This is a genomic window from Rickettsia senegalensis, assembly GCF_056135685.1.
In genome coordinates, this window is record NZ_JBVYTQ010000001.1 from 1,141,592 (window position 1) to 1,160,615 (window position 19,024).

The window sequence follows — 19,024 nt, forward strand, 5'->3', positions numbered from 1 at the left end:
GATTATTATGCTAATTTCACGTTTCTTAGACCCTAAAAATAACTACGCATTTTTAAAAATTTTCGACACGGAAAAAAACAAGGATATACTTATTCATTTTCTAAATGATATTTTAGGTTATGCGGAAAAAGAAGTAATTACCGAAGTTACTTTTTTAAAAACTAACCAAGATCCTGATATTGCAGCTTATAGACAATCTATAGTAGATGTATTGCGCAAAGATAAACACGGTACTCAATTCATCGTAGAGATGCAAGTAAGTAAACATCCGGGCCTTGAGAAAAGAGATCAACTTTATGCGGCAAAAGCCTATTCAAGGCAAAGACTCAAAGAGGATGAGAATCATAAAAAAATGGCAGTATACGCAAAACTTCGAGGAGTAATATTCCTAGCTATTGCCGATTTTATTTTATTTCCCGATAAAAAAGATTGGAGATCAAATCATAGGCTTCTTGATACCAAGACTTACGAGAACGACTTACAAGATTTTTATTTTATTTTTTTAGAGCTTGAGAAATTTAATAAAGAATTAGATCAATTAGAGAGTCTTCAAGAAAAATGGGCATATTTCTTTAAACATGCACATGAAAGCTCTTTAGAAGAAATGGAGCATTTGATAGGTGAAGACCCAATAATTAAAAAAGCTTTTTATGCTTTGGATCAAGCTAGCTGGTCTGAAGAAGGGTTAAATACTTATGAAAAAATGATAAAAACCGAAATGGATAATTCAGCCGTAGAAGAACAAAAAATTATGGAAGCTGAAGCTAAAGGAGAGGCAAGAGGAGAGGCCGAAGGAGAAGCTAGACAAAAAATTTCTATGGCCAAAAAAAATGTTAGCAAAAAATAGACATTTAGATGAAATTATGGAATTTACCGATTTAACAGAAGAAGAAATCGAAAAGTTAAAGTAATGAAGATACTTAATATTATGCTAAGTCGTGATCTTGGCGGAATTCAACAAGCATTTTTAGATTATAATGCAGCTCTTGAAATGCAAAAAATTGAGGTTATAAATATCACTTCTTACAAAGCAAAAATAAATTCCTTTCTACTCCCCATACGATGTCATTCCCGCGAAGGCGGGAATCCAGTAAAGCATATAAATTTTTTCACTAAATTAAAATTATTTTTTTTGGATTCTAGCTACAGCAGGAATGACATCGGTAGAAACTTCAAACTACTTAACTTAAGCCCTTTTGACTTAATCTCAATTCTTATTCTTAAATACATAATCTACAAAATTAAACCCGATATAATTATAGCACACGGTAATAGAGCAATAAATTTTAGTAAATTTGCTAAATCACAAAATATAAAATTAATCGGTATCGCTCATAATTATAGTTTAAAAGGACTACGTAAATGTGATTTTGTTATTGCTCTAACAAATCATATGAAAGAATACTTGATGAAAAATAACTTTGCCGAGCCTAGGATATTTATTCTGCCGAACATGATAAATATTACTAAAGATGTTGTTTCAAATAAAACATATAGAAAACCTATTGTAATCGGAGTACTCGCAAGATTTGTAGCTAAGAAAGGTGTTGATGTTTTTATTAAAGCTATAAAGATTTTGAAAGATAAACAATATAATATTCAAGTAGTTATAGGTGGAAGTGGAGAAGAACGAGATAATTTAACTGCTTTAGTACATAAACTTAATTTACAAGATCAAATATTATTTACGGGATGGGTTAACAATAGAGATAAATTCTTTAAACAGATTGATATTTTTTGTTTACCATCTCTTCATGAACCGTTTGGCATCATAGTACTTGAAGCAATGGAAGCAAGTGTGCCTATAGTTAGTACGGATACTGAAGGACCTGCAGAAATTCTAACATATCTACAAGACGGGCTTATTTGTAAAGCTGACTCGGTGGAAGATTTAGCAGAAAAAATTGCCTATCTAATAGATAACCCCTTAAAAGCAGAAGAATTTTCTAAAAACGCTCACCTTACCCTCAAACAAAATTATGATATTAAGGTTGTTTCTAAAAAATTAGCAACATTATTATACAATATAAAAATAGTTAGTTGAAAAAATAATAGAGTATATTGACATAACAGTTTAAAGATTCATAATTAATATTAAGTAATATTAATTTATTTTAATGAATCTACTAAATAATCGTCATTGCGAGCGACCAAAGGTGGCGTGGCAATCTAGAAAAATAATAAAAATTCTGTAAATCAGAATTTTTTACTGGATTGCTTCGCCAATTGCTATGCAATTTCTTCGCAATGACAAATAAAACATTCCACACAAACAAGCTAATTTCATTAATTTTTATATTCCTCCTATGTAATTGTAGTGCTAAACAAAATAATACTATACCGAGTCTCTCATTACCTACTAGTTGGAATAATTATTCTCTAGAACACAACAATAATACACCCTCCAAATGGTGGCTACAGTTTAACGATCCGGTGTTAAATAACCTAATCGAAGAATCTTTAACTGGTAACTCTGATATTGAGCTGGCAATGAGTAATGTGCTAGCAGCAAAAGCACAGCTTAATCTTGTTAATTCTTATAGATTCCCGCAAATCAATTTACAAGGCGGAGCAAATCGAACAAAAAATAGCAAAGAAACAAAAGCACCGAATGAGCCGAAATTCTCTAATAATTTTGGACTTGCAAGCGTGCTTAATTACGAACTAGACTTATGAGGAGCGGCCGCAAATGCTAGCGGGTCAGCTAAAAAAACTTTCCTTGCAAGCGGGTATAGCAAGAAAGTGGTACGTTTATCGGTTATAAGTTGTAGAAGTCAAGATTTAATCTTACAGACATTATAAAAATTATATCTGAATGTCTGATAAGTTATGACTGTCAGATGAGTATTCAAGATATAAGATTTCGTTATTCTTTTCAACAGCTAACTTTTTACTATCCATAAAAGTCTGCATAGGTGTTTTTCCATAGCAATATTTACCGGAATGCGGTCTTTCATTATTATAATATTCTAGCCAAATATCAAGATCTAGTTGTAGATCATCAAGATCAGTATAGATCTTTTTACGCATAGCAGTATCAAAGAATTCTTGTTTCATAGTTTTATTAAAACGTTCACACATACCATTTGTTTGAGGAGAATATGCTTTAGTAGTAGTATGCTCAATACCCTCAATGCTTAAGAACAATTCAAAAGCATGATGTTCTATATTACCTTTATACTCACCACCTCTATCAGTTAAAATACGAAGTACTGGTATTTGCTGACTCTCATACCATGGTAACACTCTATCATTAAGCATGTCAGCAGCGGTAAGTGCTGTTTTATCAGTATATAGTTTAGCCTCTGCAACCCGAGTGTAACTATCAATAAACACTTGAGAATATACCTTGCCTATGCCTTTAAAATTACCTACATAATATGTGTCTTGGCATCCTAGATAACCTGGATGCTGTGTATCAATCTCACCATGAGCTTCTTTCTCGCTACGCCGTTTCTCTAATACTTGTAACTGAGCTTCGGTAAGAACAATACCATCCTGAGCCATTTTGGCTTCTAATGCTTTAAGTCTTTTATTGATATTATTTAAATCATTACGTAGCCAAATAGGTCTAACTCCTCCAGGTGATACAAGAATACCAGTCTTTTTAAGCTCATTTGATACTCGCAGCTGACCATAAGCGGGGTATTCTATTGCCATATCTAATACTGCTCTCTCTACGGCAGGATCAACTCTATTCGCTATAATTGGCTTCTTCCGACTAATCTCATATAATGCTTCTTCTCCTCCTGTTTCATATAACTCTTTAAACCTATAATAACTGTCTCTACTGTAACCCATAGCTTTATATGCTGACGATATACTACCAAGACTCCTAGCTAATTCTAGTAATCCTATTTTTGGCTTTATTATTTTTTGATTTAGATTCATCTCTAATCCTCCATTTAATATTATCTTAATTTTACTAAATGTAAGATTAAATCTCAACTATTACAGCAGGAATAACATATATTATATCGAACAAGCATTACTATCGTTATCATCATCTTCACGAATAAATTTTTGCTTTACCTTAGAATTGTTATTATACGGCTTACTATTTTTTGCCGGTGGATAATTTACAGGTTCATAATTTGTAACGGGCGGTGCATAATTTTGGTTTACCGTAGCATTTGGACAAGTATATTTTGATATATCACGCTTAGTTTCTCTAAGCATTGCTTTTATCTGATTTAATTCCTCTTGCATCCTTTTTTCTTTATCGCTATCGTCTTTTCTAACCTTTTTATTTGCTCTACTTAAAGTCATATCATCATCGGATTCAGTGAAGCCGGATTCTGCTTTTTGCCTTGCTATATCTCTTTTAATCATCTTAAGATACATATCACGATTTCTCTTTACAGGATCGATTCTTTCTCCTCTTAAAGGATTATCGCTATCATAGTCATCATCATCGTCGTTATCATCATCAAGATTATCTTCTACTATATTCTTTTTAGCCAAAGTAATATATTTATTATTATATACAGGTTTTCTTTTGCCGCCTTTAGCACCTTTACTATCAACCAATCTATTATTTGCGGATCTTTGAAAATAGCTTCTAAAATTATCGGTACAAGCCGAAAGTAAAAACATTCCTAAAAATAATATTATAATTTTTTTTAACATATATTTATATTATTCCAAAACTTTTATTATAACGTAGCTAATAATAGCTAATTTTGCAAGGATAAAGCACCAAAGCTCTATGTGCTTAATTAAATTATTGTTATTCTGAGGTATTTTTGGTCTTGTTGTATGTTTCCCATCACGTCATTGCGAGCGACTGAAAGGAGCGTGGCAATCTCAGGACTTTAGCACGAGATTGCTTCGTCAAAACTTACAGTTTTTCCTCGCAATGACGGAAAAACAGAACCTAAATCACTTCTTCTATTAAATCACTCAATAGCTTATGCCCTTCTTTTCTTCTTTTTAATAAATTTTGTGAAGCATCATATAATATCTGTGGATTACTTATCAAACCGAGTATTTTATCTGCTAATTCCTCGGCAGAAATGCTATTCTGCTCTAAACACCATCCTGCTTTTTTATCTGCAAGCAATTTTGCATTGTAATATTGATGATTATCCGCAGCACTAGGCAGTGGGATAAAAATTGCCGGCAACCCTATATAGGTCAATTCTTCTATAGTAGATGCCCCTGCTCTTGAAATCACTAAATCAGCTTCTTTATATTTTAATGCCATATTATCAAAGAATTTGGCAAATTCATAATTAATGTTTAATTTCGAGTATATATCTTTTATTTTTACTTGATCATCTAATGCTGCTTGCTGGATTATATTTAATTTAAGATTTGGCTGTTTTTGCATTAAAATTTGAATACTTGCAGGTATCAGCTCTGAAAATAGCTTAGCTCCTTGACTACCGCCAAAGATGAATATAGTAAAAAGCTTGTCATTCCCGCGAAAGCGGGAATCCAAGCTTAATTTTTCTAGATTCCTGCTTTCGCAGGAATGACATATATCCCTAATATTCTCCCTAACTACCCCACCGGTAACTACTATTTTACTTTTTGCAAATTCCGCTAAATTTTTTACGTCTTCATAAGAAATAGCTATCTTTTTAGCAAAGCTTGCAAAAAATTTATTAACTTTTCCGAGGTAAGAATTCTGTTCATGAATTATAATCGGTACTCTTAAAAAAAATGCTGCAAACATTGGAGCTATAACAGGATAACCACCAAATCCTATAATAGCTGAAGATTTGGTATTATATAATAATTTAATAGCTTTTAAGATCGCAATTGATAAGTTTGGTAAAAATAAAAAAATATTATCTGAGCGTTTTAAATCTAAGATATGGAAAATTAACCCCATATTCTGATTTATATATTTTTGGCATCTTAAATCAGTAATAAAATGAACTGCATAACCACGCTTGATTAATTCTTCTCCAAGAGCAACAGCCGAAAAAAAATGCCCGCCCGTGCCACCTGCTACTAAAATTATTTTTTTCATATTTCAATATTACGAATTTTGTACGAATTTAAAGGAGTTCGGTGTCTTGTAAAGCCAAGAAGCATACCGGTAGCGATAGCTATTGCAAGCGTTGAAGAACCACCGTAACTAATAAACGGTAATGTCATACCTTTAGTAGGAAGTAAATGCAAGGTCACGCCCATATTAATTATTGCCTGAAGTCCTAATTGTGCAATTATACCGCTAGCAGCGAATTGTACAAATTTATCTGTTTCATTTAATAACTTAATAAGACTTCTTAATACTATAAAAGCAAATATACCTATAACAATAAGGCAAATAATAGCACCAAATTCCTCACCTGCTACGGCAAAAATAAAATCCGTATGCGAATCGGGTAGTACCTGCTTTACTGCTCCCTCCCCTGGACCTCGTCCATATAACCCCCCATGCTCAAAAGCCTTAAGAGACTTACTAACTTGATAATTCTCGCTACTATCGGGATCTAAAAATGAATTAATTCTTTGCGTGACGTGCGGTAACCAAAAATAAGCGATAGTTACTCCTATCATTCCTAAAAAACCGGCTAGAACAATCCAAAATATCGGCATACCCGCAATAAACAGCTGAATACCGAAAACTGCCGTAATCATTACAAGCATTCCAAAATCCGGCTGAATAATTAAGAGAATAGCAACAATAGGATAAAGTATTACACAAATCGTAAAACTTGGAAAATCATCATTAAATTTTAGCGATAATATCCAGCCTGTAACAACCGCAAAAAACGGTTTGATAAATTCCGAAGGTTGAATAGATAGACCTAAAATATTAATCCATCGCACTGCCCCTTTTACTTCATAACCAAAAAATTTAACTGCTATTAATAAAACTATACTAGCAATAAACCCAACTATTGCAAAACGCCTTAACCATTTTTTATTAAGACATGAAAATAATAATATAAGACCTGAAGCGGCAGCTAAATAAAATATTTGTCTAGATGCAAAATAACTTTCTTCAAGCCCTATTCTACTTGCTACTGCCGAACCTGAGGTAGTAACAAGCATTAGACTAAAAGCAAATAAGATAATTAAAGAAATTATTATTTGCCTATCGGTACTCCGCCACCATAATTTTATAAAATTATTAGATATTTCGTTATTCATATTATATGTCCTTTTCGTCATTGCGAGCAGTCGTAGACTGCGTGGCAATCTCATGAAAATAATAACAAACTCCTGAGATTGCTTTGTCAATTATTATATAATTTCCTCGCAATGACGTTTGGATAACTTCATAAACAACTCGCCACGCTCTTCAAAATTTTTAAACTGATCATATGAGCTACAACTAGGTGCTAACAAGATATTTTTCACCTCCGCGTTATCACCTACTGCATCCTTATAAGCAAGATCAAAAGCCTGTTCAAGATTATCACATATTACAAAATATACTATATTCTTAGCAGTATTTGCAAATATTTCTTTAGCTTGACCATAAAAATAAGCTTTCTTAATTTTACTGAAATAAGGCTTTATTTCCTCAATACCGCCCTCTTTAGGGACTCCTCCCGCAAGCCAGTAAATATTATCCAGTGCTTTAATTGATTGCACGGCAGATATGGCATTTGTTGCTTTACTATCATTATAAAAACTTATATTATTTATACTACCGATATATTGCATTCTATGAGGTAAACTTTTAAAACTACTTATAGACTCAAGTATTTTTTTAGACTCTACCCCTATTATTTTGGCTACTGCATAGCTTGCAGCTATATTCTCGCAATTATGAGTTCCTTGCAAATTTTTATTGAACGGTAATTTATAACTTATATCATTATCGTTAATTAGACTTCTTGCATAACTTGCTTCTAAGGGTAATTTGTGCGTCGATCCGGTACTCGATTCCTCACGTATGTCTATATACGCTGCGGTTCTGCGTTCCGTGTCTCCTACGAATTCCTCCTTATTAGCTTCGTTATGCAAGAAGTCTATTGTATCATCAACTATTGATATACCCTTTTTAAGGATTTTAGTAACAGAAAAAGGAATTAGTTTTATACGCTGCTCTTGCTGTAATAGCATAAACATTTCACGACAATAATCATTATCAATATTAATTACTGCATAACTATCTTTATCCATTCGATCAAAAATCTTAGATTTTGCTGCAATATAACCGGTCATGTCTTGATGTCTATCTAGATGGTCGGGAGTGATATTAAGAAGTACTGCTATTTTAGCTGTAAAAGCTTTTACTAGATCTAGCTGAAAAGAAGACAATTCAAGTATATATCCATCCTTACTTGCTTTAGCTTGCAAAGCAGGAACTCCAATATTACCGGCAACCGGATAGTCTAAACCATTACTATTTAAGATATGACTTATTAAAGAAGTAGTAGTACTTTTACCGTTTGTACCGGTTACGGCGATAAAGTTTAAATTTTTTGATTTTTCAAATAATAAATCTATATCGGAAATGATTGGAATATTAAAATTTTTTGCAATACCTACTATCTTATGCGTTAAAGGAATTCCAGGGCTTAAGACAATTTTATCTAAATTTTGCCATCTTGAATCAGATAAAGCAGCAATTGAGTTGTTGGTATATAATTCTTCAAATATATCTCTATTTACTTTTAAATCATCATAAACAATTACGTCACATTTACCTTGCAGCTCTTCATAAACCGATATACCGGTTTTACCAAGCCCAAAAACACCTATTTTTTGTTTTGTATGAGAATTCATGAGTTAATTTGAAAGAACAACGTCATTGCGAGCGACTGAAAGGAGCGCGACAATCTCATGAAACAGTATATAAACTCTCGAGATTGCCACGTCGAGGCTTTGTCTCTCCTCGCAATGACGTTAAAATAACAATTCTTAATCCATATCCTGCATTAAAGCGTGTTCCCCTTCATTAAATTCACCCTGTCCTTTTATATTATTATAGGTCGATTTACTATTTCCGGGATCAGGCAAATAATAATGAGGCGGAACTTCTAGTGCTTTAGCACGCTGTACTTGATACTCATTAGGTCCGGCTGTTGATATACCTACAGTTTCTTTTAACTTTTTACTACAAGCAGAAGTAATTAATAAGACAGTAACTAATAAAAAAATCTTTTTCACTTAATACACCTTTAATTAAAATTATATTTTATAGTTTTTAACTTGGACTAGGAACAATCAATTTTGCAAGCCTCGACTGTGCTCACGTATTATATATACGCTGTGCAGTCTCGCTTTTAAATTAACCGTCCCTAGCCCAAGTTAATTCACTATATCGCCCCCGTTATGAACGGCATTACGAATTTTTTCAGCCATAGCTTCAATTTGAGCATTATCATAATTCCCTTTAGCCTTTTCTTCAATAACTTTTTTAGTACTATAATAATCTTCTATTAAGATAATTACTCCTATTGTAATAAAGCAATCAGCTAAATTAAATACGGGGAAGCTATAATTCTGATAATGAAAATGGATGAAGTCAAAAACTGCTCCTCTAAAAAATCTATCAATTAGATTACCAACAGCTCCGCCGATTACAAAGCTATAACCTGCAAAACTCCTTATTGTTTTTGAACGTATCATCAGATAATATAAATAACAGACAATAAGTGTGTTAGTTATTAAAAAAATAGCATTGCTATATTGATAATATTCACGCATTAAACCAAAACTAATACCGTAATTCCAAGTATAAACCATATTTAAGAAAGAAGTAACCTTAAGCATTAAGCCCGGCTTCCATCTTAAATTATCAATAAACCACCATTTACTTAACTGATCAATAATTACTAATGTTATTATTATACGACTACTACGAGCCAGTGTTATATATAGTTTTTTTAGGAGTAAGAACATAGATGTTTATGAAATATTAAATGTATGGGACTGGTTACGCAAATCGTCATTGTGCGAAGAAACTGCAAGTTTCGACGAAGCAATCTCAGGATTTTGGCACGAGATTGCAACAATGCTTTGCTCCGGCTTTGTTGCATGGCTCATTTATGTCATTCCCGCATAGGCGGGAATCCAGTACTTTAAAGATTTTTAAAAGGCTTTTTTAAAGCTCGATTTATCTCGCTTTACTCTGGATTCCCGCTTTCGCGGGAATGACATCGAGCAGGTTTTTTGGGCCATGCAGCAACGCTCTTCGCTCTCTGCAATGACGATTTCTTTACAAAGAAACCACGACTGCTTTATCATCTTGCAATTCCTTATCAAGCTTAATATTTAAAGTTTTTATTTCTTTTTTAAATTGTTTAAACTTCTCTAAATTTTTTCCGTTTAATTCTACACCCGGTGTTGTTTTAACCGACATAGGATTAACATGTTTGCCGTCAATTTTAACTTCATAATGCAAATGTGGGCCTGTAGCTCTGCCGGTACTTCCGACATATGCTATAACCTGCCCCTGTTTTACTATGCTTCCCACTTTTAAATTTTTTGCAAAATTTGAAGCATGGGCATAAGCAGTAGATAGCGTACCACTATGTTTTACCTGAATAAATTTTCCATAACCCGACTTCCAACCTATCTCTGTTATAACTCCGTTTCCTGCGGAATATATCGGCGTACCGGTTGGAGCTGCAAAATCAACTCCCTTATGAAGTTTAGTATAACCTAGTATTGGATGCTTTCTATTACCGTAATGTGAAGAAACTTTTATAACCTTTAACGGAGTTTTAAGTAAGCTTCTCTTTACGCTCTTACCGTCTTCGGAAAAAAACACCTGATTATTTGCCTTATTATCATACGAATAGCGATATATATTATATTCCTTTCCTGAAAGATTTAATGAAACATAAAGGATTTTACCGTGATGGGAAAATTTACCGTCTTCCGTTACGTATTTTTCCGTTATTACGGTTGCAGTATCGCCGCTTTTTATTTGACGCTGAAAATCGATTTGATAAGCGTAAGCATTAATCAGCTCTATTATACTATTATTCGATAAACCCAGTTTTTTAAGGGCTGACATAAAATTTGATTCAATACTTACTGATGATTTAGCAACTTTCTTAGTTAAAGGTACTATAATTTCTGCAACTTTGAAATTATCACCTTCTCTAATTACTTCAATAGTTTTTAACTTATCGATAATTATAACGATTTTATTTAAGAATGTTACCTCTGAAGTTAAATCTTCATCTTCGTTTTCGGTAATTTTTGTTTCATATTCAAAAGTAATTTGCTGCCCAATTTTAAGAGCAGAAGATAATTTTCCTTCTTTTATTAAACTTACAATTTTTTCTATTTCATTTTTAGGGATATGTTGTTCTATCAAAATTGACTTTATAGTATCGCCTTTTTTTACTACTACTTCTTTAAATGAAATTGTTTCTTCTTCATTACTATCAGGTTGTACTAAAGTTATGGATAAAGTGTCGTTAACATAATTATTAACGGCAAAAGAGACAAAAACAACTAATGCTATAAATAATAATAAGGAGAAAGAGGTGAGAATTTTCCTGAGACGTGCACTAATAAAAGATGATGGTAATATGTCATTAAAATCATAAGATAGTGCGGTATCATTCATTAAAATTGCTCTGAAGATTATTTGAATCAATTTTTCATTACTAATAATAATATGAACTATATATAAACAAATTACAATAGAAAATTATAAAATTTTGTTTTATTTCTGTTTTATTAGTTTTTTATTGTTTGAAATTAAATTTTTTATATAAGTTAATTTGTAATAGTTGAGATTTAATCTTACATTTAGTAAAATTAAGATAATATTAAATGGAGGATTAGAGATGAATCTAAATCAAAAAATAATAAAGCCAAAAATAGGATTACTAGAATTAGCTAGGAGTCTTGGTAGTATATCGTCAGCATGTAAAGCTATGGGTTACAGTAGAGACAGTTATTATAGGTTTAAAGAGTTATATGAAACAGGAGGAGAAGAAGCATTATATGAGATTAGTCGGAAGAAGCCAATTATAGCGAATAGAGTTGATCCTGCCGTAGAGAGAGCAGTATTAGATATGGCAATAGAATACCCTGCTTATGGTCAGCTGCGAGTATCAAATGAGCTTAAAAAGACTGGTATTCTTGTATCACCTGGAGGAGTTAGATCTATTTGGCTACGTAATGATTTAAATAATATCAATAAAAGACTTAAAGCATTAGAAGCCAAAATGGCTCAGGATGGTATTGTTCTTACCGAAGCTCAGTTACAAGTATTAGAGAAACGGCGTAGCGAGAAAGAAGCTCATGGTGAGATTGATACACAGCATCCAGGTTATCTAGGATGCCAAGACACATATTATGTAGGTAATTTTAAAGGCATAGGCAAGGTATATTCTCAAGTGTTTATTGATAGTTACACTCGGGTTGCAGAGGCTAAACTATATACTGATAAAACAGCACTTACCGCTGCTGACATGCTTAATGATAGAGTGTTACCATGGTATGAGAGTCAGCAAATACCAGTACTTCGTATTTTAACTGATAGAGGTGGTGAGTATAAAGGTAATATAGAACATCATGCTTTTGAATTGTTCTTAAGCATTGAGGGTATTGAGCATACTACTACTAAAGCATATTCTCCTCAAACAAATGGTATGTGTGAACGTTTTAATAAAACTATGAAACAAGAATTCTTTGATACTGCTATGCGTAAAAAGATCTATACTGATCTTGATGATCTACAACTAGATCTTGATATTTGGCTAGAATATTATAATAATGAAAGACCGCATTCCGGTAAATATTGCTATGGAAAAACACCTATGCAGACTTTTATGGATAGTAAAAAGTTAGCTGTTGAAAAGAATAACGAAATCTTATATCTTGAATACTCATCTGACAGTCATAACTTATCAGACATTCAGATATAATTTTTATAATGTCTGTAAGATTAAATCTTGACTTCTACAGTTAATTTTCATTAACTTATATAGAGAAAGATTATGCCTAGACTTTTCCTATTTCTATTAATTGTTATAAATCTTATGTCCTGCTCATCTAACTATAATGCTGTCAAACCGTCCAAAATAGAATATTATGAGAATATTTCTTTAAATAAAAACTGCCCTATAAATAGTGAAATAGTTCTAGTAGGCGGTTGTTTTGATTTATTACATTACGGTCATATAGAATTTCTACGCAAAGCTAAAAAACAAGGTAAATACTTAATAGTCGCTTTAGAGCCTGACGAAACAATTATTAAATATAAAAAACGTCAACCTATACATAATCAATTACAACGAGCAAAAATTTTAAGTTCTTTCACGTTTGTTGATAAAGTATTTATATTACCTAAACTAAAAGATTTTAATGATTACGCCCGATTAGTACAAAATATTTGTCCTGCTGTAATCGCTGTAACAAAGCACGATCCTCAGTTAATAAATAAACAAATTCAAGCAAAATTAATAAATGCGAAAGTAATAGAAGTTGTTGACTTACTGCAACATCCTAATATAGGAACACTTTCTAGCTCAAATATTATTAAAAATATGTAGTTTTTACAAAAATTTATCGATTTTTACTTTAATAAAACTGTATATACATTTATATTATATATAGAAATAACTTTATATGTGCTATGAAAAATATTATTAGACATCTTTTTAAACCAGCTTATAAAGAGGAATTTAAAGGAGACACGGAAGCGCTTGCCACCGCAGCGTATATAAACATACGTGAGGATGCGAGTCTAGGCTCGACATCTAAATTACCTCTAGAAGCGAAGTTTGGGAAAATGTCTATTACTTTTATTAGTTTATTGATTTTTAGCAATATTTGCTTTGCCTCCGAGCCGTTACCTTGGCAGGTAACGTTCCAGCCGCCGGCAAGTCCGATTATGGAGGAATTACATCATTTTCATAATTTTCTGCTTTATATCTCAACAGCTATTGTTTTATTCGTTGCCGGATTACTTGGCTTTGTATGTATCAGATTTAATGCAAAAAATAATCCAGTACCGGCAAAATTTTCACATAATGTTTTAATAGAAATAATTTGGACTGTAATCCCTATTATAATTTTAGTTATTATTGCAGTGCCGTCTTTTAGAATAGTGCGTCATGTCGAAAAAATACCCGAAACGGATTTAACTATTAAAGTAGTAGGTTATCAATGGTATTGGCATTATATATATCCTGATCATGATAATTTAGAATTTGATAGCGTAATGATCTCTGATGAGAATTTAAAACCTGACCAAAAAAGATTATTAGACGTTGATAATCGAATTGTTATACCTGAAAATGCTACCGTAAGGTTTCTCATTACCGCAGGTGACGTAATACATAGTTTTGCCGTTCCGTCACTTGGGTTTAAAATAGATGCAGTGCCTGGAAGAATCAATGAAACATGGACAAGAGTTGCCAAGAAAGGTGTATATTACGGACAATGCTCGGAGCTTTGCGGCATCAATCACGGCTTCATGCCGATTGCTATAGAAGTAGTAAACAAAGAAGATTTTGATAACTGGATTGCAAGCAAGAACAAGACGGTCATGAATGGCGAGAATCCAAAATTAGCGGCTAACTAATTATTATTTAGAAATTTTACGGACATTTTTAGATATGACCAACCACAATAACCCTTATCCACATCTTTTTCCTAAACAAGCAAAAGAAACGATATTTTTAAAACATTTTATCCATGTAATAGTTGAGATTTAATCTTACATTTAGTAAAATTAAGATAATATTAAATGGAGGATTAGAGATGAATCTAAATCAAAAAATAATAAAGCCAAAAATAGGATTACTAGAATTAGCTAGGAGTCTTGGTAGTATATCGTCAGCATATAAAGCTATGGGTTACAGTAGAGACAGTTATTATAGGTTTAAAGAGTTATATGAAACAGGAGGAGAAGAAGCATTATATGAGATTAGTCGGAAGAAGCCAATTATAGCGAATAGAGTTGATCCTGCCGTAGAGAGAGCAGTATTAGATATGGCAATAGAATACCCCGCTTATGGTCAGCTGCGAGTATCAAATGAGCTTAAAAAGACTGGTATTCTTGTATCACCTGGAGGAGTTAGATCTATTTGGCTACGTAATGATTTAAATAATATCAATAAAAGACTTAAAGCATTAGAAGCCAAAATGGCTCAGGATGGTATTGTTCTTACCGAAGCTCAGTTACAAGTATTAGAGAAACGGCGTAGCGAGAAAGAAGCTCATGGTGAGATTGATACACAGCATCCAGGTTATCTAGGATGCCAAGACACATATTATGTAGGTAATTTTAAAGGCATAGGCAAGGTATATTCTCAAGTGTTTATTGATAGTTACACTCGGGTTGCAGAGGCTAAACTATATACTGATAAAACAGCACTTACCGCTGCTGACATGCTTAATGATAGAGTGTTACCATGGTATGAGAGTCAGCAAATACCAGTACTTCGTATTTTAACTGATAGAGGTGGTGAGTATAAAGGTAATATAGAACATCATGCTTTTGAATTGTTCTTAAGCATTGAGGGTATTGAGCATACTACTACTAAAGCATATTCTCCTCAAACAAATGGTATGTGTGAACGTTTTAATAAAACTATGAAACAAGAATTCTTTGATACTGCTATGCGTAAAAAGATCTATACTGATCTTGATGATCTACAACTAGATCTTGATATTTGGCTAGAATATTATAATAATGAAAGACCGCATTCCGGTAAATATTGCTATGGAAAAACACCTATGCAGACTTTTATGGATAGTAAAAAGTTAGCTGTTGAAAAGAATAACGAAATCTTATATCTTGAATACTCATCTGACAGTCATAACTTATCAGACATTCAGATATAATTTTTATAATGTCTGTAAGATTAAATCTTGACTTCTACATATTACAATGACGCTAATCATCCTGAGAAATTTGAATATGAAAATGTTAGAGGAGCTTATTTTGTTAAATTGATTATAGGGAAATTTTGTGCTATTGCTATGGGTACTAGTTTTATAACCGATGATATGAATCATCCTATGGGTGGATTTTCTACTTATTCTTTTTTTATTTTTGAAAATTGGAATAATTATACGCCTTCACCTGACAAAAGCAGAGACACAATTATAGGAAATGATGTATGGTTTGGTACAAACTCTACTATTTTGCCCGGAGTTAATGTAGGTGACGGAGCAATTATCGGTGCTTGCTCAGTAGTAGCTAAAGATGTACCGCCGTATAGTATTGTTGTCGGTAATCCTGCAAAGATAGTACGCTATAGATTTCCTGAGGAGATAATTGAGCAATTACTTGAAATTAAATGGAGGGACTGGGATTATGATAAAATCACTCGGGATATTCCGGCAATTGTTGGAGCAGATATCGAAAAATTAAAACAGGTTAGCTAAATGAATAATAGTAAACATTTATGACATTAAATCTACCAAAAGTTATTCCTGAGTTTTTACAAAAGCATTCTGATGAAAAATTTACATCTGACGAACTTGCAAAAGGAATTTTTAAAGATTATCCTAAACAATGCGAGGAAAAGCGACAAAGAAGTAAAGCAAAAAAAGTATTATTAACAGATGATAAGGCTTTGATTAAACAAATTGCAGCTGAGATTGCATCAATTAGACAAATCTTACAGAAGAAACACCCTCAAATCAAAACAATAGAGGGACGACCACGTAAATATTACTATACCGAAAAAACCGATATAGAAGAAATTGAGCAGATCGCAACATTTAATGCTTCCGGCTCTTCTCCCAAGTTAAAAGAAAAAGATTTATATAGTAAATTATCTGAATTTTTGCATTCGGAATTCAACATATATAATTATCGAATTAATGAAAAACGTTCAACCAATGGACGTGGACCCGACGGTAATAAATGGTTATATCCCGATATTGTTGGAGTAGAAGATTTAAGTGCCGATTGGAACGATGAAATCAAGGATTGTGTAAAAGAATATTTTGACAAAAAAACCAAGCTATCATCGTATGAAGTGAAAACGGTAATTAACCAAGCCAATGTTCGTCAAATGTTTTTTCAAACTGTTAGTAATTCTTCTTGGGCTAATTTAGGATATTTAGTTATCACGGAAATTCGTGGTGACAATACAAAAAAAGAATTAAATATATTATGTGACTTACATGGGGTTGGTGTTATTGAACTTAATATAGATAAACCTTTAGAAAGCTATATTAGAATTCCAGCAAAAGAACGACCGGAAGTAGATTGGAATACGGCAAACCGTTTAGCTAAAGAAAATAAGGATTTTTGTAATTATATTGAAAAGATACATCACTTTTATAAAACAAGTCATTCTAGGTACCTCAAACCTAATACACAATCAGAATAGCATTAGCTAGCAAAATTCAGGATAATTTATGACTCAGGCTATAACTACTAACAACATAAATCACGATGACCACTATACCACGCACGGCTGGAGGCGATGGCTTTTTTCTACCAATCATAAAGATATCGGCATTATGTATATCATATTTGCCGTTTTTGCCGGAATTGTCGGAGGGTCATTTTCTCTTCTCTTTAGGTTAGAGCTTGCAATGCCTGGCGGCACTTTCTTAAATCATGATTTCCAGCTATATAATGTGCTTATCACGGCACATGCGGTTATTATGGTATTCTTTATGATTATGCCGGCTTTGTTCGGTGGTTTTGGTAACTATTTCGTACCTCTGTTAATAGGGGCTCCCGATATGGCATTTCCACGCCTTAACAATATCAGTTTTTGGCTGTTAGTTCCTGCTTTTATCCTACTTATGGGCTCTGCTTTTGTTGACGGCGGTCCTGGAACGGGCTGGACGCTCTACCCTCCTTTAAGTAATTTGAGCGGTCACCCGGGAGCAGCCGTTGATATGGCTATTTTCAGCTTACATTTAACCGGTCTATCGTCAATCCTCGGATCAATTAACTTAATTGTTACTATCTTTAATATGAGAGCTCCGGGTATGGGGCTTTTCAAGATGCCATTATTTGTTTGGTCTATATTAGTAACTGCATTCCTTATAATCTTAGCCATGCCAGTACTTGGCGGAGCTATAACTATGCTACTTACCGACCGTAACTTTGGAACTAATTTCTTTAAACCGGACGGCGGCGGTGATCCTGTATTATTTCAGCATCTATTTTGGTTTTTCGGTCATCCTGAAGTATATATCGTAATACTTCCAGGCTTTGGTATAGTAAGTCAGGTTATCTCGACTTTTTCACGCAAACCTATATTCGGTTATCAAGGTATGGTCGGAGCTATGGTAATAATCGGATTCGTCGGGTTTATCGTATGGGCTCACCATATGTTTACTGTTGGTCTTTCTTATAATGCACTTATATATTTCACTGCCGGAACAATGATTATAGCAGTTCCGACGGGCATTAAAATATTTAGTTGGATAGCGACTATGTGGGGTGGCTCGATTACATTCCCGACTCCTATGCTATTTTCAATAGGGTTTATCATATTATTCACGATTGGCGGCGTAACCGGCATAATCCTATCAAATTCAGCACTTGATAGGGTACTGCATGATACATATTATGTTGTGGCACATTTCCATTATACGATGTCGCTCGGTGCTTTATTTACGGCATTTGCAGGATTTTATTACTGGCTCGGCAAAATATCCGGTAAACAATATCCGGAAATTTTAGGAAAAATCCATTTTTGGATTACATTTATAGGTGTTAATTTAACTTTCTTCCCACAGCACTTTTTAGGGCTTGCGGGTATGCCAAGAAGAATACCAGACTACCCTGAAGCTTTCGCAGGTTGGAATATGGTTTCATCGATAGGAGCAGGCGTCTCTATGTTTGCTGCTCTTTATTTTGTATTTATCGTTTTCTATACGCTAAAATACGGCAACAATTGCCCAAATAATCCTTGGGGTATTGGAGCTGATACGCTTGAGTGGACGCTTACCTCACCACCGCCATTCCATACTTTTGAAACACCACCACATATTGAGGGGTAATAGTGGCTTTGCTGTGCGGATGCCAAGTCGTCATTACGAGGGGTTGCGTTAGCAACGACGCGGCAATCTCATAAGATAATTTAAAAAACTCCTGAGATTACCACGCCAGCATGAATGCTGGCTCGCAATGACGGGACTTTTATAAACAATATAGCTG

The 19,024-nt window shown here is 33.3% G+C and carries 17 protein-coding genes and 3 pseudogenes; 12 read left to right on the forward strand and 8 right to left on the reverse strand.

All coding sequences use genetic code 11. From position 1 onward, the window contains the following. The first annotated feature begins 7 nt into the window (after positions 1–7). From AC0ODJ_RS06270 to AC0ODJ_RS06280, 3 genes and pseudogenes are all read left to right on the forward strand, one after another. Positions 8–911: pseudogene (locus tag AC0ODJ_RS06270) on the forward strand (Rpn family recombination-promoting nuclease/putative transposase). Next, positions 911–2,044 (forward strand): glycosyltransferase family 4 protein, encoded by a 1,134-nt coding sequence (locus AC0ODJ_RS06275; RefSeq protein WP_256621611.1) that lies wholly within the window; start codon positions 911–913, stop codon positions 2,042–2,044. The pseudogene AC0ODJ_RS06270 and the gene AC0ODJ_RS06275 overlap by 1 nt, the downstream one beginning before the upstream one ends. A 389-nt stretch (positions 2,045–2,433) precedes the next feature. Beyond that, the gene (locus AC0ODJ_RS06280) at positions 2,434–2,676 is read left to right on the forward strand and encodes an outer membrane factor lipoprotein domain-containing protein (RefSeq protein ID WP_218461015.1); all 243 of its coding nucleotides are present in this window, start codon (positions 2,434–2,436) and stop codon (positions 2,674–2,676) included. A 129-nt stretch (positions 2,677–2,805) separates the two neighbouring features. Here the strand turns inward: AC0ODJ_RS06280 and AC0ODJ_RS06285 are convergent, their stop codons facing one another. From AC0ODJ_RS06285 to AC0ODJ_RS06320, 8 genes are all read right to left on the reverse strand, one after another. Continuing rightward, positions 2,806–3,891, reverse strand: coding sequence for an IS481 family transposase (locus tag AC0ODJ_RS06285; protein WP_474465598.1), 1,086 nt, complete (start codon positions 3,889–3,891; stop codon positions 2,806–2,808). Between the two features lie 81 nt (positions 3,892–3,972). Next, positions 3,973–4,629 (reverse strand): hypothetical protein, encoded by a 657-nt coding sequence (locus tag AC0ODJ_RS06290; RefSeq protein ID WP_218460999.1) that lies wholly within the window; start codon positions 4,627–4,629, stop codon positions 3,973–3,975. A gap of 247 nt (positions 4,630–4,876) precedes the next feature. Beyond that, positions 4,877–5,980 carry an undecaprenyldiphospho-muramoylpentapeptide beta-N-acetylglucosaminyltransferase gene (gene murG / locus AC0ODJ_RS06295; protein ID WP_218461000.1) on the reverse strand — a complete coding sequence of 368 codons (1,104 nt, stop codon included), beginning with the start codon at positions 5,978–5,980 and terminating at the stop codon, positions 4,877–4,879. Further along, on the reverse strand, positions 5,977–7,110 hold the full coding sequence (gene ftsW / locus AC0ODJ_RS06300) for a putative lipid II flippase FtsW (RefSeq protein ID WP_474465406.1): 1,134 nt from the start codon (positions 7,108–7,110) through the stop codon (positions 5,977–5,979). Before ftsW ends, murG begins: the two co-directional genes overlap by 4 nt. A gap of 93 nt (positions 7,111–7,203) precedes the next feature. Beyond that, complete coding sequence (murD, locus tag AC0ODJ_RS06305; protein WP_218461002.1) at positions 7,204–8,697, reverse strand: UDP-N-acetylmuramoyl-L-alanine--D-glutamate ligase; 1,494 nt, start codon at positions 8,695–8,697, stop codon at positions 7,204–7,206. 135 nt (positions 8,698–8,832) lie between these two features. Continuing rightward, a complete protein-coding gene (locus AC0ODJ_RS06310) occupies positions 8,833–9,081 on the reverse strand; it encodes a DUF3035 domain-containing protein (protein ID WP_218461003.1) in 249 nt (82 codons plus the stop codon). A gap of 141 nt (positions 9,082–9,222) precedes the next feature. Then, positions 9,223–9,816 carry a signal peptidase II gene (gene lspA / locus AC0ODJ_RS06315; RefSeq protein WP_218461004.1) on the reverse strand — a complete coding sequence of 198 codons (594 nt, stop codon included), beginning with the start codon at positions 9,814–9,816 and terminating at the stop codon, positions 9,223–9,225. A gap of 316 nt (positions 9,817–10,132) precedes the next feature. After that, entirely contained in the window at positions 10,133–11,497 is a 1,365-nt protein-coding gene (locus tag AC0ODJ_RS06320; RefSeq protein ID WP_218461005.1) for a M23 family metallopeptidase, read from the reverse strand. Positions 11,498–11,720: 223 nt separating this feature from the next. Between AC0ODJ_RS06320 and AC0ODJ_RS06325 the strand changes: the two genes are divergently transcribed. From AC0ODJ_RS06325 to ctaD, 9 genes and pseudogenes are all read left to right on the forward strand, one after another. Further along, positions 11,721–12,806, forward strand: coding sequence for an IS481 family transposase (locus AC0ODJ_RS06325; RefSeq protein ID WP_127896995.1), 1,086 nt, complete (start codon positions 11,721–11,723; stop codon positions 12,804–12,806). 114 nt (positions 12,807–12,920) lie between these two features. Then, a complete protein-coding gene (locus tag AC0ODJ_RS06330; RefSeq protein WP_474465411.1) occupies positions 12,921–13,433 on the forward strand; it encodes an FAD synthase family protein in 513 nt (170 codons plus the stop codon). 83 nt (positions 13,434–13,516) lie between these two features. After that, entirely contained in the window at positions 13,517–14,467 is a 951-nt protein-coding gene (coxB, locus tag AC0ODJ_RS06335; protein ID WP_218459795.1) for a cytochrome c oxidase subunit II, read from the forward strand. Between the two features lie 34 nt (positions 14,468–14,501). Then, positions 14,502–14,582, forward strand: a pseudogene (locus tag AC0ODJ_RS06340) (acetyltransferase); the annotation flags it as partial. A 64-nt stretch (positions 14,583–14,646) separates the two neighbouring features. Continuing rightward, entirely contained in the window at positions 14,647–15,732 is a 1,086-nt protein-coding gene (locus AC0ODJ_RS06345; RefSeq protein ID WP_121834048.1) for an IS481 family transposase, read from the forward strand. A gap of 36 nt (positions 15,733–15,768) precedes the next feature. Continuing rightward, positions 15,769–15,888 (forward strand): annotated as a pseudogene (locus tag AC0ODJ_RS06350) (acetyltransferase); the annotation flags it as partial. A 21-nt stretch (positions 15,889–15,909) separates the two neighbouring features. Beyond that, the gene (locus tag AC0ODJ_RS06355) at positions 15,910–16,278 is read left to right on the forward strand and encodes a CatB-related O-acetyltransferase (protein ID WP_371920400.1); all 369 of its coding nucleotides are present in this window, start codon (positions 15,910–15,912) and stop codon (positions 16,276–16,278) included. 20 nt (positions 16,279–16,298) lie between these two features. Then, positions 16,299–17,234, forward strand: coding sequence for a hypothetical protein (locus AC0ODJ_RS06360; RefSeq protein WP_218460403.1), 936 nt, complete (start codon positions 16,299–16,301; stop codon positions 17,232–17,234). Between the two features lie 28 nt (positions 17,235–17,262). Continuing rightward, positions 17,263–18,867 carry a cytochrome c oxidase subunit I gene (gene ctaD / locus AC0ODJ_RS06365; RefSeq protein WP_218460404.1) on the forward strand — a complete coding sequence of 535 codons (1,605 nt, stop codon included), beginning with the start codon at positions 17,263–17,265 and terminating at the stop codon, positions 18,865–18,867. The last annotated feature ends 157 nt before the right edge of the window (positions 18,868–19,024 follow it).